The organism is Peribacillus sp. FSL K6-5616, assembly GCF_038008245.1.
GTDB classification, from domain to species: Bacteria; Bacillota; Bacilli; order Bacillales; family DSM-1321; genus Peribacillus; species Peribacillus frigoritolerans.
Map to the genome: position 1 here is coordinate 1,766,631 of NZ_JBBOYT010000001.1, position 15,013 is coordinate 1,781,643.

The 15,013-nt window shown below is 43.4% G+C and carries 17 protein-coding genes and 2 riboswitches; of the genes, 12 read left to right on the forward strand and 5 right to left on the reverse strand.

All coding sequences use genetic code 11. The annotated features are described in order from the left end of the window. The first annotated feature begins 199 nt into the window (after positions 1–199). On the forward strand, positions 200–1,627 hold the full coding sequence (locus MHB45_RS08390; RefSeq protein ID WP_034312526.1) for an alanine/glycine:cation symporter family protein: 1,428 nt from the start codon (positions 200–202) through the stop codon (positions 1,625–1,627). A gap of 164 nt (positions 1,628–1,791) precedes the next feature. After that, entirely contained in the window at positions 1,792–2,004 is a 213-nt protein-coding gene (locus MHB45_RS08395) for a YozQ family protein (RefSeq protein ID WP_048679223.1), read from the forward strand. 101 nt (positions 2,005–2,105) lie between these two features. On the opposite strand, the gene MHB45_RS08400 is transcribed toward MHB45_RS08395, so the two are convergent. The 5 genes from MHB45_RS08400 to MHB45_RS08420 all read right to left on the reverse strand — a co-directional run bounded on the left by MHB45_RS08400 (position 2,106) and on the right by MHB45_RS08420 (position 4,981). Then, entirely contained in the window at positions 2,106–2,951 is an 846-nt protein-coding gene (locus tag MHB45_RS08400) for an energy-coupling factor ABC transporter ATP-binding protein (protein WP_048679226.1), read from the reverse strand. Between the two features lie 18 nt (positions 2,952–2,969). Beyond that, entirely contained in the window at positions 2,970–3,746 is a 777-nt protein-coding gene (gene cbiQ, locus MHB45_RS08405; protein WP_048679229.1) for a cobalt ECF transporter T component CbiQ, read from the reverse strand. After that, entirely contained in the window at positions 3,733–4,044 is a 312-nt protein-coding gene (locus tag MHB45_RS08410) for an energy-coupling factor ABC transporter substrate-binding protein (RefSeq protein WP_048679232.1), read from the reverse strand. Before MHB45_RS08410 ends, cbiQ begins: the two co-directional genes overlap by 14 nt. 1 nt (position 4,045) lies before the next feature. Continuing rightward, positions 4,046–4,789, reverse strand: coding sequence for an energy-coupling factor ABC transporter permease (locus MHB45_RS08415; RefSeq protein ID WP_048679235.1), 744 nt, complete (start codon positions 4,787–4,789; stop codon positions 4,046–4,048). A 63-nt stretch (positions 4,790–4,852) separates the two neighbouring features. Then, positions 4,853–4,981 (reverse strand): hypothetical protein, encoded by a 129-nt coding sequence (locus MHB45_RS08420; protein WP_260088844.1) that lies wholly within the window; start codon positions 4,979–4,981, stop codon positions 4,853–4,855. After that, positions 4,965–5,160, reverse strand: a riboswitch (cobalamin riboswitch). (Overlaps the previous gene by 17 nt.) Before the next feature lie 201 nt (positions 5,161–5,361). Then, positions 5,362–5,551: riboswitch (cobalamin riboswitch) on the forward strand. Positions 5,552–5,702: 151 nt separating this feature from the next. On the opposite strand from MHB45_RS08420, the gene MHB45_RS08425 reads away from it, so the two are divergent. From MHB45_RS08425 to MHB45_RS08470, 10 genes are read left to right on the forward strand one after another with little or no spacing between them, the layout of a single operon-like run. Then, positions 5,703–6,071 carry a (2Fe-2S) ferredoxin domain-containing protein gene (locus tag MHB45_RS08425; RefSeq protein ID WP_048678453.1) on the forward strand — a complete coding sequence of 123 codons (369 nt, stop codon included), beginning with the start codon at positions 5,703–5,705 and terminating at the stop codon, positions 6,069–6,071. Positions 6,072–6,085: 14 nt separating this feature from the next. Next, on the forward strand, positions 6,086–7,723 hold the full coding sequence (gene cobJ, locus MHB45_RS08430; RefSeq protein WP_048678454.1) for a precorrin-3B C(17)-methyltransferase: 1,638 nt from the start codon (positions 6,086–6,088) through the stop codon (positions 7,721–7,723). Positions 7,724–7,741: 18 nt separating this feature from the next. Further along, on the forward strand, positions 7,742–8,674 hold the full coding sequence (locus tag MHB45_RS08435; RefSeq protein WP_260088843.1) for a sirohydrochlorin chelatase: 933 nt from the start codon (positions 7,742–7,744) through the stop codon (positions 8,672–8,674). After that, on the forward strand, positions 8,671–9,441 hold the full coding sequence (gene cobK, locus MHB45_RS08440) for a precorrin-6A reductase (protein WP_048678459.1): 771 nt from the start codon (positions 8,671–8,673) through the stop codon (positions 9,439–9,441). Before MHB45_RS08435 ends, cobK begins: the two co-directional genes overlap by 4 nt. 12 nt (positions 9,442–9,453) lie before the next feature. Then, positions 9,454–10,101: a precorrin-8X methylmutase gene (locus tag MHB45_RS08445; protein WP_034312499.1), complete on the forward strand. Its 648-nt coding sequence runs from the start codon at positions 9,454–9,456 to the stop codon at positions 10,099–10,101. Positions 10,102–10,106: 5 nt separating this feature from the next. After that, positions 10,107–11,219 carry a cobalt-precorrin-5B (C(1))-methyltransferase gene (locus MHB45_RS08450; RefSeq protein WP_048678462.1) on the forward strand — a complete coding sequence of 371 codons (1,113 nt, stop codon included), beginning with the start codon at positions 10,107–10,109 and terminating at the stop codon, positions 11,217–11,219. Continuing rightward, positions 11,197–12,417: a precorrin-6y C5,15-methyltransferase (decarboxylating) subunit CbiE gene (gene cbiE / locus MHB45_RS08455; protein WP_373689727.1), complete on the forward strand. Its 1,221-nt coding sequence runs from the start codon at positions 11,197–11,199 to the stop codon at positions 12,415–12,417. The genes MHB45_RS08450 and cbiE overlap by 23 nt, the downstream gene beginning before the upstream one ends. Further along, positions 12,410–13,117 carry a precorrin-2 C(20)-methyltransferase gene (gene cobI, locus MHB45_RS08460; protein WP_048678463.1) on the forward strand — a complete coding sequence of 236 codons (708 nt, stop codon included), beginning with the start codon at positions 12,410–12,412 and terminating at the stop codon, positions 13,115–13,117. The genes cbiE and cobI overlap by 8 nt, the downstream gene beginning before the upstream one ends. Continuing rightward, a complete protein-coding gene (gene cobM / locus MHB45_RS08465; protein ID WP_048678465.1) occupies positions 13,114–13,890 on the forward strand; it encodes a precorrin-4 C(11)-methyltransferase in 777 nt (258 codons plus the stop codon). The genes cobI and cobM overlap by 4 nt, the downstream gene beginning before the upstream one ends. Next, entirely contained in the window at positions 13,887–15,011 is a 1,125-nt protein-coding gene (locus MHB45_RS08470) for a cobalt-precorrin 5A hydrolase (RefSeq protein ID WP_048678468.1), read from the forward strand. The genes cobM and MHB45_RS08470 overlap by 4 nt, the downstream gene beginning before the upstream one ends. The last annotated feature ends 2 nt before the right edge of the window (positions 15,012–15,013 follow it).

Consider the following 15,013-nt stretch of genomic DNA (forward strand, 5'->3'; position numbering starts at 1 on the left):
TTTCGATTGATTCCACCAATTCATGAATGAAAAAAATGGAGTGTTAGGATATAATATATTATTGTATTGAAGATTCATTGTGGAATTTCCTTTTTTTTACGGGCTTCTTTTGTTTATCTTCTCGATGCACGGGGAAATAAATTATAGTTGTATATGTTTTTATAATAATAATCAGAGTTAAGTAGAGGGGTTTGTTTTAATGGAATTCTTAGAAAAATTTATTAGTGAGGCTAATGGTGTGTTATGGTCTTCCATATTGATCATCATGTTGGTTGGATTGGGTCTTTATTTTAGCATCCGCACGAAGTTTGTCCAATTCAGAATGGTAGGGGAAATGTTCAGGCTTTTGGGAGAAGGGGCCACTGCGGATAAAAAAGGTGTAACATCCTTTCAGGCATTTTGCATAAGCACGGCATCGCGGGTAGGAACGGGTAACCTTGCGGGTGTTGCCATCGCGATCACGACGGGCGGACCTGGAGCCGTTTTCTGGATGTGGTTAATAGCATTGATCGGATCTGCTTCCGCATTCATTGAAAGTACACTTGCTCAAATCTATAAAGTCAAGGATGGGGATGCATTCCGCGGCGGTCCTGCTTATTATATGGAAAAGGCATTGAATGCCCGTTGGATGGGAATCACTTTCGCTGTGTTGATTTCGCTTACATTTGGATTGGCTTTCAACTCGGTACAAGCCAATACGATTACAAGCGCATTCAATGAATCGTTTGGGATTGAAAAGTGGGTTACGGCAATAATCTTGGCTATGGTCACGGCTGTCATCATTTTTGGCGGGATCAAAATGGTTGCAAAAGTCTCTGAAGTCATCGTTCCGATCATGGCAGGAGCCTATGTAATAGTGGCGTTGATTATCATCATCATGAACATTACCGAGTTACCTGGTGTTTTTGCTTTGATCTTTGAAAGTGCATTCGATGGAATAAAAGAAGTGGCTGGCGGAGTACTGGGAGCTGCCATGATGCAGGGAATCAAGCGCGGCCTATTTTCAAATGAAGCCGGGATGGGTAGTGCACCAAATGCTGGTGCAACGGCTGATGTCAGTCATCCCGTCAAACAAGGGCTCATTCAGTCTCTAGGTGTTTTTGTCGATACGCTCATCATTTGCAGCTCGACAGCCTTCATCATTTTGTTTTCCGGTCTTTATACATCGAAGGAAACGGACGGTATCGTCCTTACCCAAAATGCCCTCGGAACGGCATTGGGATCTTGGGCAGGAATTTTCCTTGCCATTATCGTACTTTTATTCGCCTTTAGCTCCATTGTGGGCAACTATTATTATGGAGAGTCGAACATCGGCTTCATCAATGAAAATAAGGTTTGGCTGAATGTCTATCGTGTCGCAGTCGTAGGGATGGTGATATTCGGTTCGCTTGCCTCACTGGATTTTGTTTGGGGACTGGCTGACTTGCTTATGGCCCTTATGGCCATTATCAACCTGATTGCCATAGCATTGCTAGGGAAAATTGCTTTTGCTGCACTGGCGGATTATCAAAAGCAAAAGAAAAGTGGGAAAAATCCAGTTTTCCATGTGAACAATATTAAAGGTTTGAAGAATGTGGAATGTTGGGGTGACCCATCCGATAATGTGGATGTGAAGAAGGAAGCCTAAATTCTCATTAAGCTTACAAGTAAGTCCTTGAAAGGGGTTTTTACTTGTAAGCTTTTTGTCTTTTTCCTCCTTTTTTCATCATTATTGAATATTGCTTCGTTTTTTACACAAAATACCTTTGTCTATAATACTGCAATGATAATTTAAAAACTAGGAGTGAAAAAATGGATAGCAAGCAATCAAAAAATGAATCTTCAGAAGTTGCCGGGAGAATATATGATGTCAGCGATTATAAACGGGAAGATCCTTTATCTTCTGGACTGGCTCGAACCCACGAACAAGTCTCGGATACTTATGCGGAAGGCGAGATAAAGGCAGTCATTGATGATGTAAATGGAAGAGATATTGAGATTACAAAAGAAAAGGAAGAAAAGTAATACTGGGATTTTTGTTTTAGGAAGGATTATCGCCCGCTATTTTTAAGATATATCGGTTAGATCCCCTAGCTTCAGGAAAGCCGAAGCTAGGGGATAATTAATTAATAAATCTTTTCTGTCTCCAAATTTTGAAGCAATTCTTCCTTCGTTCTTGGGAAAAGGTCCCTTTCTGCAAGATTCCTTGATTGAAGAAGGGCTTGAAACATTTCAAAAACCCACGGTTTCTCCAGATGTGCCTGCAGCAAAACGTCTTCATCATGGAAAACGGAAACAGGGTCCCCTTGATATATGACCTTACCATCGTTCATGACCACGACCTCATCAGCCCATTGGTAAGCTAAATTAACATCATGAGTTGAGAGGATTATCGTTTTGTCAGGGTGGTGAATACTGTCCAGCAGATTCATGATCTGTCTTGAGAAATAAGGATCCAATCCAGCGGTAGGCTCGTCCAGGAGCCAGACATCGGGTTCCATGGCAAGTACCCCTGCGATGGCGACCCGTTTTTTTTGCCCAAGGCTCAAAAAATGGGTAGGTCTATCTTTTAGTTCGGTTACTTCCGTTTCAGCCATTGCCCAATTTACTTTCTCCTGGACTGCAATTCTATCCCATCCTAAATTCATTGGTCCAAACGATATATCCTGTTGTACATTAGCGGAAAAGAGCTGAGAGTCGGGATCTTGAAAAACGATACCGACTTGCTTTCGTAATGATAATAATGCTTTCCGGTCATATTTCATTTTCTTGCCCTTAAATCTGATCTTTCCTTCAGTAGGTTGTAATAGACCATTTAAATGGAGAAATAAAGTCGATTTGCCAGCACCATTATTGCCTAATAATGCAATTTTTTTACCTTGTTGGATCGTTAGCGAAAGTCCTTTTAAAGCGAAGGTTCCATCTGCGAATTGATGGGTGAGGCCTTCTATATGAAAAATATGCTCGTCCATTGTTGGGTTGCCTCCAATTTACAAATATCCATTAATAAGGATTAAGCTTCCTAGTATGACAATCGCGATCAGCCAATTGCGTGAGGAATAGGTGTAAGTATCCTCGATATAGGAAAGGTTCTCCTGATAGCCTCTTGCGTTCATGGCCATCGTCAACTGTCCAGAGCGCTGCAATACTCCTAAAAATAATGATGAAATTAGTAATCCGAGAGATCGAATGCCTTTCCTAAACGAACCATACCCCAGCCGTGAAGCTTGTGATTGGTGAATGGCCAATGCCGTATCTAAAAAAATAAAGATGAATCGATAGGTCAATTCTATTAAATCGACCAATAACGAAGGCACTTTAAGTTTTCTCAGCACGGATAGGATGACGGTAATGGGTGTAGTTAAGGTAAGGAAATATAAACAGCTGATGCTGCAGAATACGACAGTGACCAAATTGGCCACCGTACCAAAGCTGTCATCGCTGATGAATATTTGCCAATTCCCGATCTTCCAGGACCACCATATATTCGAAATCGAAGTGGATTTACCAGTGAAAGAAAAAAGGATGGTAATGGTTCCCGATAGTATAAAAAATCCTGGTAATAGAAGTAATTTAAGATAATAAGAAAGCGGGATTTTTGCCGCAAAAATGATTAAAGCGCTCATCACCGTAAAAGTGATGAGCGAAACGGCCATATCCCTTACCGTTAACGAAAAAAGCAAAAGGGAGAGTGCAAAAACCATCTTTTCCAACGGATGTACATCCTTTAGCCCATTGAAATAGGCATATTTATCAATGAGTAACATGCTTCGATTTTTTGGGAATTTCTTGTTTGGTTTGCTTATTCCTTTGTCTCATCACGCCAATGAAGTATCCAATGAAACCGGCTCCGATTGCAGCTTGCAGCGCAAATAATAAGCTTTCGGTTTCTGCACCTGGCGGCTCCCAAATACTGTTGAACCATGGCTTGTATTCCGGATGGATCTTAGTGATGGCTTCCTCAGCTTCGCCATCGGCACCGCCAAATTCCGTTCCTTGTTGGGTGATCAACGGTATGGTAGCAAGAATGACGACCAGGAAAAGCAGCAGTAAACTTTTTTTCATATTAACGGGCCTCCTTAGATAAAACTCGCAGCAATTTCAATTCGCCTAGATTGTATTTTTTCAAGAAATTCATCACGACGACTGTCAATAACCCCTCACTGATCGCTAAGGGAATTTGGGTCAGGGCAAAAATCCCTGCAAATTTACTGAAAGAGGCCATGAATCCTCCAACCTCGGAAGGGAAAGCAAGGGCAAGTTGAACGGAAGTTACTACATAGGTGCCCAAATCCCCAAAAGCAGCTGCCAAGAATACGGCAAGTGAAAAAGACCACCCCAATTTAGTTGCGCCCTTGAAGACAAAGTAAGCAATGAACGGTCCGCAAACGGCCATGGAGAATGCATTGGCCCCTAATGTCGTCAATCCTCCGTGTGCCAGTAAAACAGCTTGAAATAACAGAACGATGGAGCCGACGACACTCATGGCCAATGGTCCGAATAGTATGGAACCTAAACCAACTCCGGTAGGGTGCGAAGAACTTCCCGTAACGGAAGGAATCTTTAGGGCCGATAATATAAATACAAATGCGCCCGATAGGCCTAGTATCATTTTTGTTTCTGGGTTTTCCCTTACTTTGGACCTAATGGACCGGTACCCCAAGATTAAAAATGGAAGCGACACGGCCCACCAGAATATAGCCCATTCTATGGGTAAAAAGCCCTCCATGATATGCATGGCCAATGCCCGTTTCGGGACAAAAAGCAGTAAAATGACAAAATAAATAATTTTCCAATTGGTTCTTTTCATTCTTTCTCCTTTCAACACTTTTAATTGTTCTGATCAATCTTGAGAAGAAAAGCGGCGCCCAAACTAAAAAGCACTTCTCTCAAAGGAAAGAAGTGCGTAATGAACAGGAATTTTGCAGCATGAACCAACCTTGGGCCATTCTGCCTGATCCGCACGCCCATCCTCGTAGGCTGAAACAGTTTCACGCTTCATGGCAGGTCTCCTGGCTTTGGTTCATCATCCCATTACATCCTTCCCATCTCATTTGACAGTGGATTAAAGTTAAAGTAATGGAACTTCCCTTTACAGTGGCGGGACCGCTCCGGATTTTCACCGGCTTCCCTTTTAAGCTGAATTCCGAGAAATTCAACACCATGAAACTTATGTAATTATTTAGAAAATTCTCGTATAGTGTACCATAAAGAAATAATTCCAGCTACACTATCTTTTTTTTTTGGTCGAAGTTTGTTGCGAGGAAAGGATTGTAACTGGTTTTACACGTTTAAACTTTTCTAAACAGTCGGAATAAACTATTGAATTTTGACAAAGTTGTTATATGATAGATTAAGTTAGTTGGAAATGTATAATAAAACCAAATATTTCATTTTAAAAGTGCCCTTGTGTGAATAAGCAAGGGATAATAGGGAAATCGGTGAAAATCCGATGCAGCCCCCGCTACTGTAAACGCTGATGAAATTGTCGATAGCCACTGGCATGATGCCGGGAAGGGACAAAGTAAAATGAAGCGTAAGCCAGGAAACCTGCTTTTAAAATTGCATGATACTTTTCGGAGGGAAAGGTAGAAGGACTATGACGATTTTGGGAGGGTTTGGCAAGCTTGCCTTTGGCTCCTCATTCATATAGTTTTTTTAAACCTTGACTCTTATGTTAAGGTTTTTTATTTTGCCTTTTCCCTGAACTCAGGAGGAAGAAAATGACTACTTGGAACTTGACGGGTACAAATACGCATCTGTTGATTTGTAATGGGAGCAGCTGCATGAAAAAGGGCGGGGAAGAAGTAACCCAAGCGATTCGCGATGAAATTGCTTCAAAAGGACTGGATCTGAAAATCCATACAACGAGGACACGCTGTAACGGGAGATGTAAGGATGCCTGCGTAGTGATTGCCTATCCCCAAGGAAACTGGTATCGAGTGGAAACGCCTGATTTCGGTCGGCAGATCGTCAGTAATATCGATGATGGTGAGTTTGTTCCACAGATGATCTATCAATACAAAGACGGGGAAATGACCCCTAATCCAGATTTTCCTGCTCATACGGGTATTTCAAAGAACAAAGCGTAAAAGGAGATGTCTTAATGAGTACAAACGGTAAATTATTCGTCGTGGGCTTTGGGCCCGGGAATTTTGAACACATTACCAAACGTGCCGTCGAAGCCCTTCAAGAAAGTGACTACATCATTGGTTATAAAACTTATGTTGAACTCATTCAGGGACTGCTAACAGATCAAACGATCATTAGTACGGGGATGACCGAAGAGGTATCACGTGCACAGGAAGCAGTGAAACAAGCGGAGCTGGGAAAGAAAGTGGCGGTGATTTCCAGTGGGGATGCCGGAGTTTACGGGATGGCAGGGTTGGTTTATGAAGTATTGATTGAAAAAGGCTGGAAAGAAGAAACTGGAGTGGGCATAGAAGTCATTCCTGGCATCTCAGCAATCAACTCATGTGCGTCTTTACTTGGGGCGCCCGTCATGCACGATTCGTGTACGATCAGCCTCAGTGATCATTTAACTCCTTGGGAACTGATCGCTAAAAGGGTTGAAGCAGCTGCAATGGCAGACTTTGTCATTGCACTGTATAATCCGCGCAGCGGCAGGCGGACCCGGCAAATTGTTGAAACACAGAAAATTCTCCTTCGCTACCGCTCGCCGGATACACCTGTCGGGTTGGTGAAAAGTGCTTATCGCGATAGGCAGGATATTGTCATTACCAATTTGAAGGATATGTTGAATCACGATATTGGAATGTTGACCACCGTCATTATCGGTAATTCATCCACCTTTTTATATGACGACAAAATCATCACACCGAGAGGCTATCAAAGAAAATATACGTTAAATTCGGAAAAGCAAACTTTGAAGCCGCATCAGCGACTGCAAAAAGAAGCGGAACCGTGGGCATTAGATCAAGAAGCCTTACCCGAGTCCGCTGGAGGAGTTGGCTTACTTACAAAAGCACCTGAAAAGAAGCAAGCTTCCTTTGAAATGGCAATGGAAGCTCTGTCCAGAGTCAAGGGTCAAGCCGTTCAGCAATCCATTAAGCCGGTTGTTCAGCAAAAAATGGAGTCGGTGTTCGAACTTGCCGTTAGTCCAGGTGTGGCGAATAAACAATTCACTCCCAAACAAATGATGACACTTGCGGAAGTTGTCGGGGAAAAGGGAACGATGGAATACACGCCAAATCATAAAATCGTCTTAAAGATTCCGACAACGGATCCGGAAGTCATTACGGGGAAATTGCAATCAGCAAACTTTCTTTTGTCGCCGATTGGAGATGTACTGACATTAAAAGCCTGTGATTTCTGTGATGGTGAAAAAGCGGAATCCATTCCTTATGCGGACGAAATACACCGGGTGCTTGGCGGAATGAGCATGCCCAAGGAACTGAACATCGGCTTTAATGGGTGTGGGATGGCTTGTTATAGTGCTGTGATGGATGATATCGGGATTGTCTTCCGAAAAGGGAAGTTCGACTTATTTCTTGGAGCTAAACCGGTTGGAAGAACAGCCCATCCGGGTCAGCCGGTAGCGGAAGGCATTGAACCGGAACAACTTGTAGAACTGATCACGGACATTGTCGGCGAGTATAAGCAAAATGCCCATCCAAATGAGCGGCTTTTTAAATACTTCAAACGTTCGAAAAAGATACAGAATTTTTCTTATCAGGACATCGCTCCCAAAATAAACATAGAGCCTGCGCCTTGTGAAGACTAGTCAAGAGGGGGAAAGTAAATGAAAGCAGTTTTGTTCGTAGGACACGGAAGCCGGTTGGCTTCGGGAAATGAAGAAGTCCGTCATTTTATTGAAAATATGATTCCGTCAATGGACGGGCGTTTCCTAGTGGAAACGTGCTTCTTGGAATTTGCGGCACCGAATATATCCAAAGGAATTGATAATTGTGTAGAACGAGGGGCTACTGAAGTTATCGTCATACCGATCATTTTGTTGCATGCAGGACATTCGAAATTACATATCCCAGCTGAAATAGAGGATGGGAAAACCAAGTATCCAGAAGTGAAATTCACATATGGCCAAACGATCGGGGTCCACCATGATGTATTGACGATCCTGACAGACCGTCTTGAGGAAGCGGGATTCGATACGACCTCTGAACATTCAGAGACAGCGATATTGTTAATTGGCCGAGGCGGCAGTGATGCTGATGCAAATAGTGATATATTTAAAATTTCACGATTATTATGGGAAAAATTAAACGTTAAATGGGTCGAAACAGCCTTCATGGGTGTAACGGACCCTCACGTTGATGAAGGTATTGAACGATGCATCCGCTTAGGGGCAAAAAAAATAGTGATGCTGCCATATTTCCTCTTCACTGGGGTGTTGATGGAAAGAATGGAGGATATGCTGAAAGGCTATCAAGAGCAATATCATGATCGAGAATTCATATTGGCAAAGTATTTTGGATATCATCCAACCTTACAGAACATTCTGCAAGAACGAGTAATTGAAGCCAGTGAAGGCAAATCAAGCGGGGCGCGTGATTTGGAAAACTATCGTAAACATGTCGAGGAACATGGACATGCTCACCATCATCACCATCACGATCACGACCACGACCATGATCACCATCACGACCATGAACACCATCACGACCATGATCATCACCACGATCATGATGGGCAAGCGGTGGGGACATCAAAATGATTTTGTTCTTGGCGGGTACAAGTGATGCAAGGGAATTAGCGATTGAGATGCAGCAGGTTGGGTTCAAGGTTTTGGCAACTGTTGTAACCGAATCGGCGGCCAAGAGTTTGCAGGATGCAGGGATATCCACCCGGATTGGCCGATTATCTGCAGAAGATATGACATCTTTAATCTCTGCAAAAGGTTTTCAGGCTGTAGTCGATGCAAGTCACCCATTTGCCGAAGAAGCATCCAAAAACGCCCTTATTGGAGCAAAGGCAGCAAATGTTCCTTATATTCGTTATGAGCGTGAAAGTCAACGGTTTCAGAATGATAAATTGATAGTTGTCCGTGGCTATGAGGAAGCTGCCAAGCTTGCCGCAGAAAAACGGGGAGTCATCATGCTCACGACCGGAAGTAAAACCCTAGCCGTGTTTGCAAAAGAATTGGTGGGGCTCGAGAATACCAGAGTCATAGCGAGAATGCTGCCACGAATGGACAATATGGAAAAATGTGCGCAGTTGGGCATTGAACAAAAAAATATCGTTGCGATTCAAGGGCCATTTTCCAAAGAATTAAATAAAGCTCTATATGAACAGTATGGGGTCACATTGATGATAACGAAAGAAAGTGGCAAGGTCGGTGCGGTTGATGAGAAATTGGAAGCCGCGTTGGAATGTGGAATAGACACGATCATGATATCACGACCGGATGTTGACTATCAAAATGTTCATTCCAGTTTTGATCATGTCATTGCCGAGTTGAATAAACAGCTAATTGAAAAATAGGAGGAATGCAAGATGGATTTTAAAACGGATTTTAAACCACTAACGGTAGACCCTGACAAAATATATGATTATAGCTTTTCAATCATTGCTGAAGAAATGGGCAATCATGATTTTTCTGAAGATGAATGGAAGATCGTCCGCAGGGTCATTCATGCTTCAGCGGATTTTGAATTGGGAAGAAGTGTCATCATCCATCCAAATGCCATTCAAGCTGGTGTGGAAGCCATTCGCAAAGGAAGGCATGTCATTGCTGATGTGCAAATGATCGAGAGCGGTACAGGCAAAAAAAGATTTCAAAAACACGGCGGGGACGTTCATTGCTATATTTCAGATCCGGATGTGATGGTCGAAGCAAAACGTTTGAATACAACAAGGGCAATCATTTCGATGCAAAAAGCCGTAAAGGAAAATGAAGGGGGCATTTATGCCATTGGCAATGCACCTACCGCTTTACTTGAGCTCATTCGCCTTATTAAAGAAGGGATTGCAAAACCGGACTTAATCATTGGAATGCCTGTTGGGTTTGTTTCTGCAGCAGAATCGAAAGAGGAACTCGCTAAGATCACAGAAGTTCCATTCATTACGAATATTGGCCGAAAAGGTGGAAGTACTGTCACTGTTGCTGCATTGAACGCGATTTCCCTTTTAGCTGATAGTTAAAAAACATGGAAAAGAAAGTGAAAAAAGACCCCTCACAAATGCGTCATGGATATACGACAGGAGCATGTTCAACTGCCGTGACCAAAGCGGCATTGACCGCTTTGATCACGGGGGATGCACTTGAGGAGGCAACGATTTCCTTGCCCATCGGCCGAGATGCCACTTTCACTATTGAGAAATATGATATATCAGAAAATGCGGTTAGTGCTGAAACGATCAAAGATGCCGGAGATGATCCCGATGCCACACATCTGGCCCATATTATCTCTACTGTCAGCTGGTCGGATGCACCCGGGATTATCCTGGATGGAGGGACCGGAGTTGGTCGTGTGACAAAACCCGGGCTTCCCGTTCCTGTAGGGGAAGCAGCCATTAATCCTGTACCGCGCAAGATGATTTTAACAACTGTGCAGCAAACATTGGAAGAATTCAAGATCAATAGAGGAGTGAAAATCGTCATCTCCGTACCCGCAGGTGAAGAAATAGCGAAAAAAACATTAAATGGCCGCTTAGGGATTGTGGGAGGCATTTCCATTTTGGGAACAAGGGGCACTGTCGTCCCTTTTTCCAGTTCCGCCTATATGGCAAGTATCGTCCAGGCCATCAGTGTCGCCAAAGCGAGTGGGTGTGAGCACCTTGTCTTAACGACTGGCGGGCGCAGTGAAAAATATGCAATGGGCCTACTTCCAGATTTACCTGAGGAAGCCTTTATTGAAATGGGTGATTTTGTAGGCTTCTCACTTAAGCAATGTAAGAGGCAGGGAATTAAAAAGGTCTCACTGGTCGGCATGATGGGTAAATTCTCCAAAGTGGCCCAAGGTGTGATGATGGTGCATTCAAAAAGTGCCCCGGTCGACTTCGGTTTTCTATCGGAAATAGCCCAAAGCGTTGGAGCCGATGATGACCTTGTTCTTGAAATCAAGAATGCAAACACAGCATCACAAGTCGGGGACATGATGTCAGCCATTAATAATTTTGATTTTTTTAATAAACTATGTGAATCTTGCTGTCATTCTGCGATAAACCAAGTGAAGGGCGGCATTGAAATGGAAACGGCGATTTATTCGTTGAAAGGACAATTACTGGGAAGGGCTGTTGGAATTGAGTCAATCGATTAAATTAATTGGGATAGGGGATAACGGTCAGGAAAGCTTACTGCCTCAATATACCCAATGGATAGAAGAAAGTGAAGTGCTGGTCGGAGGTGAACGGATCTTATCCTTCTTTCCGAACTATTCTGGCAAGAAGATCGCCATAAAGGGCGGCTTGAAAAAGGTCGTGGAACAACTGCAGGATGAAACTCGTCCAACCGTTGTCTTAGCTTCCGGTGACCCATTGTTTTATGGAATGGGAGGCTATCTTTCCAGCAAAATCAACATGGAGGTTTACCCATATTTCAGTTCCATTCAGCTTGCTTTCGCAAAAATGGGGGAAAGCTGGCAAGATGCCTTCCTCGTCAGCATTCATGGCCGCAGTATGAAAGGGCTGGCCCAAAGGATTGATGGGAAAGCGAAAGTGGCCTTACTTACAGACAGCGAAAATAGTCCTAATCAACTGGCTAAATATCTCCTTTCATTCGGAATGACTGAATACCGGGCATTTGTGGCTGAAAACCTTCAAGGAGAAGACGAAGAATCTGGCTGGTATGAACTTGATGAAATGATGGAGCGGGAATTCTCTCCCTTGAATGTCGTCATTTTGAAAAGAAAATCAGAAGGTCCAAGCTGGTCCTTGGGGATAGAAGATGAAGAATTTTCGCAGCGTAAGCCGGACAAAGGCCTCATAACCAAAAAGGAAATTCGAGTATTGAGTCTGCATGCGTTGAATCTAAGGAAAAAAAGCATAGTTTGGGATGTTGGGACGTGTACGGGATCAATGGCAATTGAAGCGGCCAAGCTTGCATCCGAAGGTCAAATCTTCGCAATTGAAAAAAATGAGCCTGATTTAGAAAACTGTTATCAAAACCAACGTAAATTCCGTACCGATATAACGGCGATTCATGGGAAAGCCCCGCAGGGATTGGAAACTTTTCCAGATCCTGATGCGATTTTCATTGGCGGGACCGGCGGCGAAATGGGAGAGCTGATCAATACTTGCTGCAAACGGCTTAAAGTTGGCGGCAGGATCGTTCTGAATGCTGCGACGATTGAGAATCTTTACAGGGCTAATGAGGCATTTGCTGAAGCTGGTTTTCACACCTCCATCATGCATGCGCAAATCTCCAGAAGTAAGCCAATATTGGGAATGAACAGATTTGTACCGCTTAATCCGGTTTATATCATTACTGCACAACGAAAGGAAGACATGAATGAGTAATCTTGGTACATTATATGGCCTTGGCGTGGGCCCGGGCGATCCAGAACTTATTACGGTAAAGGCATTTCGCGTGATTCAGGAATCTCCGGTCATTGCGTATCCCAAAAAAAGAAAAGGGAGTAAAAGCTACGCCCACCGCATTGTTGAAGTTTACATTCGTCCTGAAGAGAAGGATATGCTTGGCCTTGTTTTTCCGATGACGAAAGATCAAACGATCTTGGATCGGGAATGGAACGAAACGGTTGAAAAAGTTTGGCAAAAATTAAATGAAGGTAAAGATGTAGCTTTCGTTACGGAAGGCGATCCGCTTTTATATAGTACGTTCATACATATGATGAAATTGATGCAGGAGTTGCATCCCGAAGTCGAAATCAAGACGGTCCCGGGCATTTCTTCCTTTAATGGATCAGCGTCAAGGCTGGGCATCGCTTTGGCTGATGGTGATGATCATGTAGCGATAGTTCCTGCAAGGGATGATTATGAAGCGATGAAGAAGGCGATCGAGGATCATGATGCCGTGGTGTTCATCAAAGTGGCAAAGGTCATCGATTTAATGATTTCCGTTTTAAAAGATCTGGACTTACTAGAAAAGGCATCGGTCGTAACCAAAGTCACTTCCGATGAAGAAGTGATTTGGAAAGTGAGTGAATTGGAAGGGCTTGAACTAGAATACTTAACATTGATGGTGGTGAGAAAATGAAGATATATATTGTAGGGGCCGGCCCGGGTGATCCGGATTTGATAACTGTAAAAGGATTGAACATTCTCCAAACGGCCGATGTGATTTTATATACGGATTCATTAGTGAATGAAGAATTGATTGCTAAGGCAAAACCCGATGCCGAGGTGCTAAAAACGGCAGGAATGCATTTGGAAGAAATTGTTGGAATCATGGTCGATCGTGTTAAAGAAGGAAAGATGGTTGCCAGAATCCATACAGGGGATCCTGCCATGTACGGTGCAATCATGGAACAAATTGTCCTATTGAAGAAAGAGGGTATTGGTTATGAGGTGATCCCTGGAGTGAGTTCGGTATTCGCCTCAGCAGCGGCAATAGGAGCAGAGCTGACTATCCCTGATTTAACCCAGACACTCATATTAACGAGGGCTGAAGGACGTACGCCTGTTCCGGAATTTGAAAAATTACGTGATTTGGCTAGTCATCATTGTACGATTGCCCTTTTCTTGAGTGCGACCTTGACAAAAAAAATCGTTAAAGAACTCCAGGAAGCCGGTTGGAAGGATGAAACACCGGTCGCAGTCATTCAACGGGCAACATGGCCGGATCAAAAAATTGTCCGTACCACATTAGTGAACTTAGATGATGCCATGCGTCAAAACGGTATCCGCAAGCACGCGATGATTTTGGCTGGATGGGCTTTGGACCCTGACATCCATGATAAAGATGAATACCGTTCCAAACTATATGATGCGAGTTTTACCCACGGTTTCAGAAAAGGTGTTAAACCATGATCATTGAATTGAAAGAAACGGAACTTGCTCCCATTAAACGGTCCCATACTTATGCGATCGTAGCGATTACAAAGCATGGTGTCGAGCTGGCACGTAAATTACATACCGTTTTTTCGAATTCCGATCTATATTACATGAGCAAGTTTGAAAAAGGGGACGAAGAGCATAAACAGATCCAGCTTTTTTCGGGCAGCGTCCGTATGCTATTGCCAGCTTTATTCAAGGAATATAAAGGAATCATACTAATTATTTCTCTCGGGGCAGTAGTCAGGATGATTGCACCCATTTTGAAGGATAAGAAAACGGATCCAGGTGTCGTAGTCATTGATGATAAAGGGGAAAATGTTATCAGTGTACTTTCAGGGCATCTGGGAGGGGCAAATGAACTGACAAAGGAAGTGGCTGCAGCGCTTGACGCAAGAGCCATAATCACGACGGCTTCGGATGTACAAAAAACGATTCCTGTCGACTTATTCGGCCAGCGCTTCGGCTGGATTTGGGATTCCGCAGAAAAATTGACGCCAGTAAGTGCTTCCGTAGTAAATGAAGAGCATGTTGCCGTTGTACAGGAATCAGGTGAACGGAACTGGTGGCCTTATGATACGGCATTACCTGAACGAATTATCGTATACCCATCCATTGAAGAAGCGCTTCAAGCAAAGCCGCAAGCTGCTCTGGTCGTGACTCACCGCATGCTTAAGCAGTCGGAAAAGAGGATCCTGGAAAATGGAATCGTATACCGTCCAAAGGTCATCGCTCTCGGTATCGGGTGCAATAGGGGAACGGAGGCTGCTGAAATTGAGCAGGTGATTGCAGAAACACTAGCCGATTTATCATTTTCATTAAAAAGCGTTAAGGCTATCTGTACAATTTCCTTAAAGAAAGACGAACTCGGCTTGATTGAAGTAGTTGAAAAATATGGCTGGGAATTCGTGCATTATGAACCGGAAGAGCTTAATCAAGCCAAAATCGAAGCTCCATCGGATACAGTATTTAAATACACGGGTGCATATGGTGTGAGTGAACCGGCTGTTAGGATTTATACCAAAGCTGAACAATTGGAGCTGGTTAAGAAAAAATCGGGGAACGTAACCATATCAGTTGGGATCATTCCTTTTTAAGG

Bases quoted from the DNA above. Each gene is read 5' to 3' on its own strand.
- MHB45_RS08395 (WP_048679223.1), top strand. From the start codon at position 1,792: ATGGATAGCAAGCAATCAAAAAATGAATCTTCAGAAGTTGCCGGGAGA.
- MHB45_RS08445 (WP_034312499.1), top strand. From the start codon at position 9,454: ATGGATTTTAAAACGGATTTTAAACCACTAACGGTAGACCCTGACAAA.
- cobK (WP_048678459.1), top strand. From the start codon at position 8,671: ATGATTTTGTTCTTGGCGGGTACAAGTGATGCAAGGGAATTAGCGATT.
- cbiQ (WP_048679229.1), bottom strand. From the start codon at position 3,746: ATGTTACTCATTGATAAATATGCCTATTTCAATGGGCTAAAGGATGTA.
- MHB45_RS08390 (WP_034312526.1), top strand. From the start codon at position 200: ATGGAATTCTTAGAAAAATTTATTAGTGAGGCTAATGGTGTGTTATGG.
- MHB45_RS08425 (WP_048678453.1), top strand. From the start codon at position 5,703: ATGACTACTTGGAACTTGACGGGTACAAATACGCATCTGTTGATTTGT.
- MHB45_RS08410 (WP_048679232.1), bottom strand. From the start codon at position 4,044: ATGAAAAAAAGTTTACTGCTGCTTTTCCTGGTCGTCATTCTTGCTACC.
- MHB45_RS08435 (WP_260088843.1), top strand. From the start codon at position 7,742: ATGAAAGCAGTTTTGTTCGTAGGACACGGAAGCCGGTTGGCTTCGGGA.
- MHB45_RS08450 (WP_048678462.1), top strand. From the start codon at position 10,107: ATGGAAAAGAAAGTGAAAAAAGACCCCTCACAAATGCGTCATGGATAT.
- MHB45_RS08415 (WP_048679235.1), bottom strand. From the start codon at position 4,789: ATGAAAAGAACCAATTGGAAAATTATTTATTTTGTCATTTTACTGCTT.
- MHB45_RS08420 (WP_260088844.1), bottom strand. From the start codon at position 4,981: ATGAAGCGTGAAACTGTTTCAGCCTACGAGGATGGGCGTGCGGATCAG.
- cobI (WP_048678463.1), top strand. From the start codon at position 12,410: ATGAGTAATCTTGGTACATTATATGGCCTTGGCGTGGGCCCGGGCGAT.
- cobM (WP_048678465.1), top strand. From the start codon at position 13,114: ATGAAGATATATATTGTAGGGGCCGGCCCGGGTGATCCGGATTTGATA.
- MHB45_RS08470 (WP_048678468.1), top strand. From the start codon at position 13,887: ATGATCATTGAATTGAAAGAAACGGAACTTGCTCCCATTAAACGGTCC.
- cobJ (WP_048678454.1), top strand. From the start codon at position 6,086: ATGAGTACAAACGGTAAATTATTCGTCGTGGGCTTTGGGCCCGGGAAT.
- MHB45_RS08400 (WP_048679226.1), bottom strand. From the start codon at position 2,951: ATGGACGAGCATATTTTTCATATAGAAGGCCTCACCCATCAATTCGCA.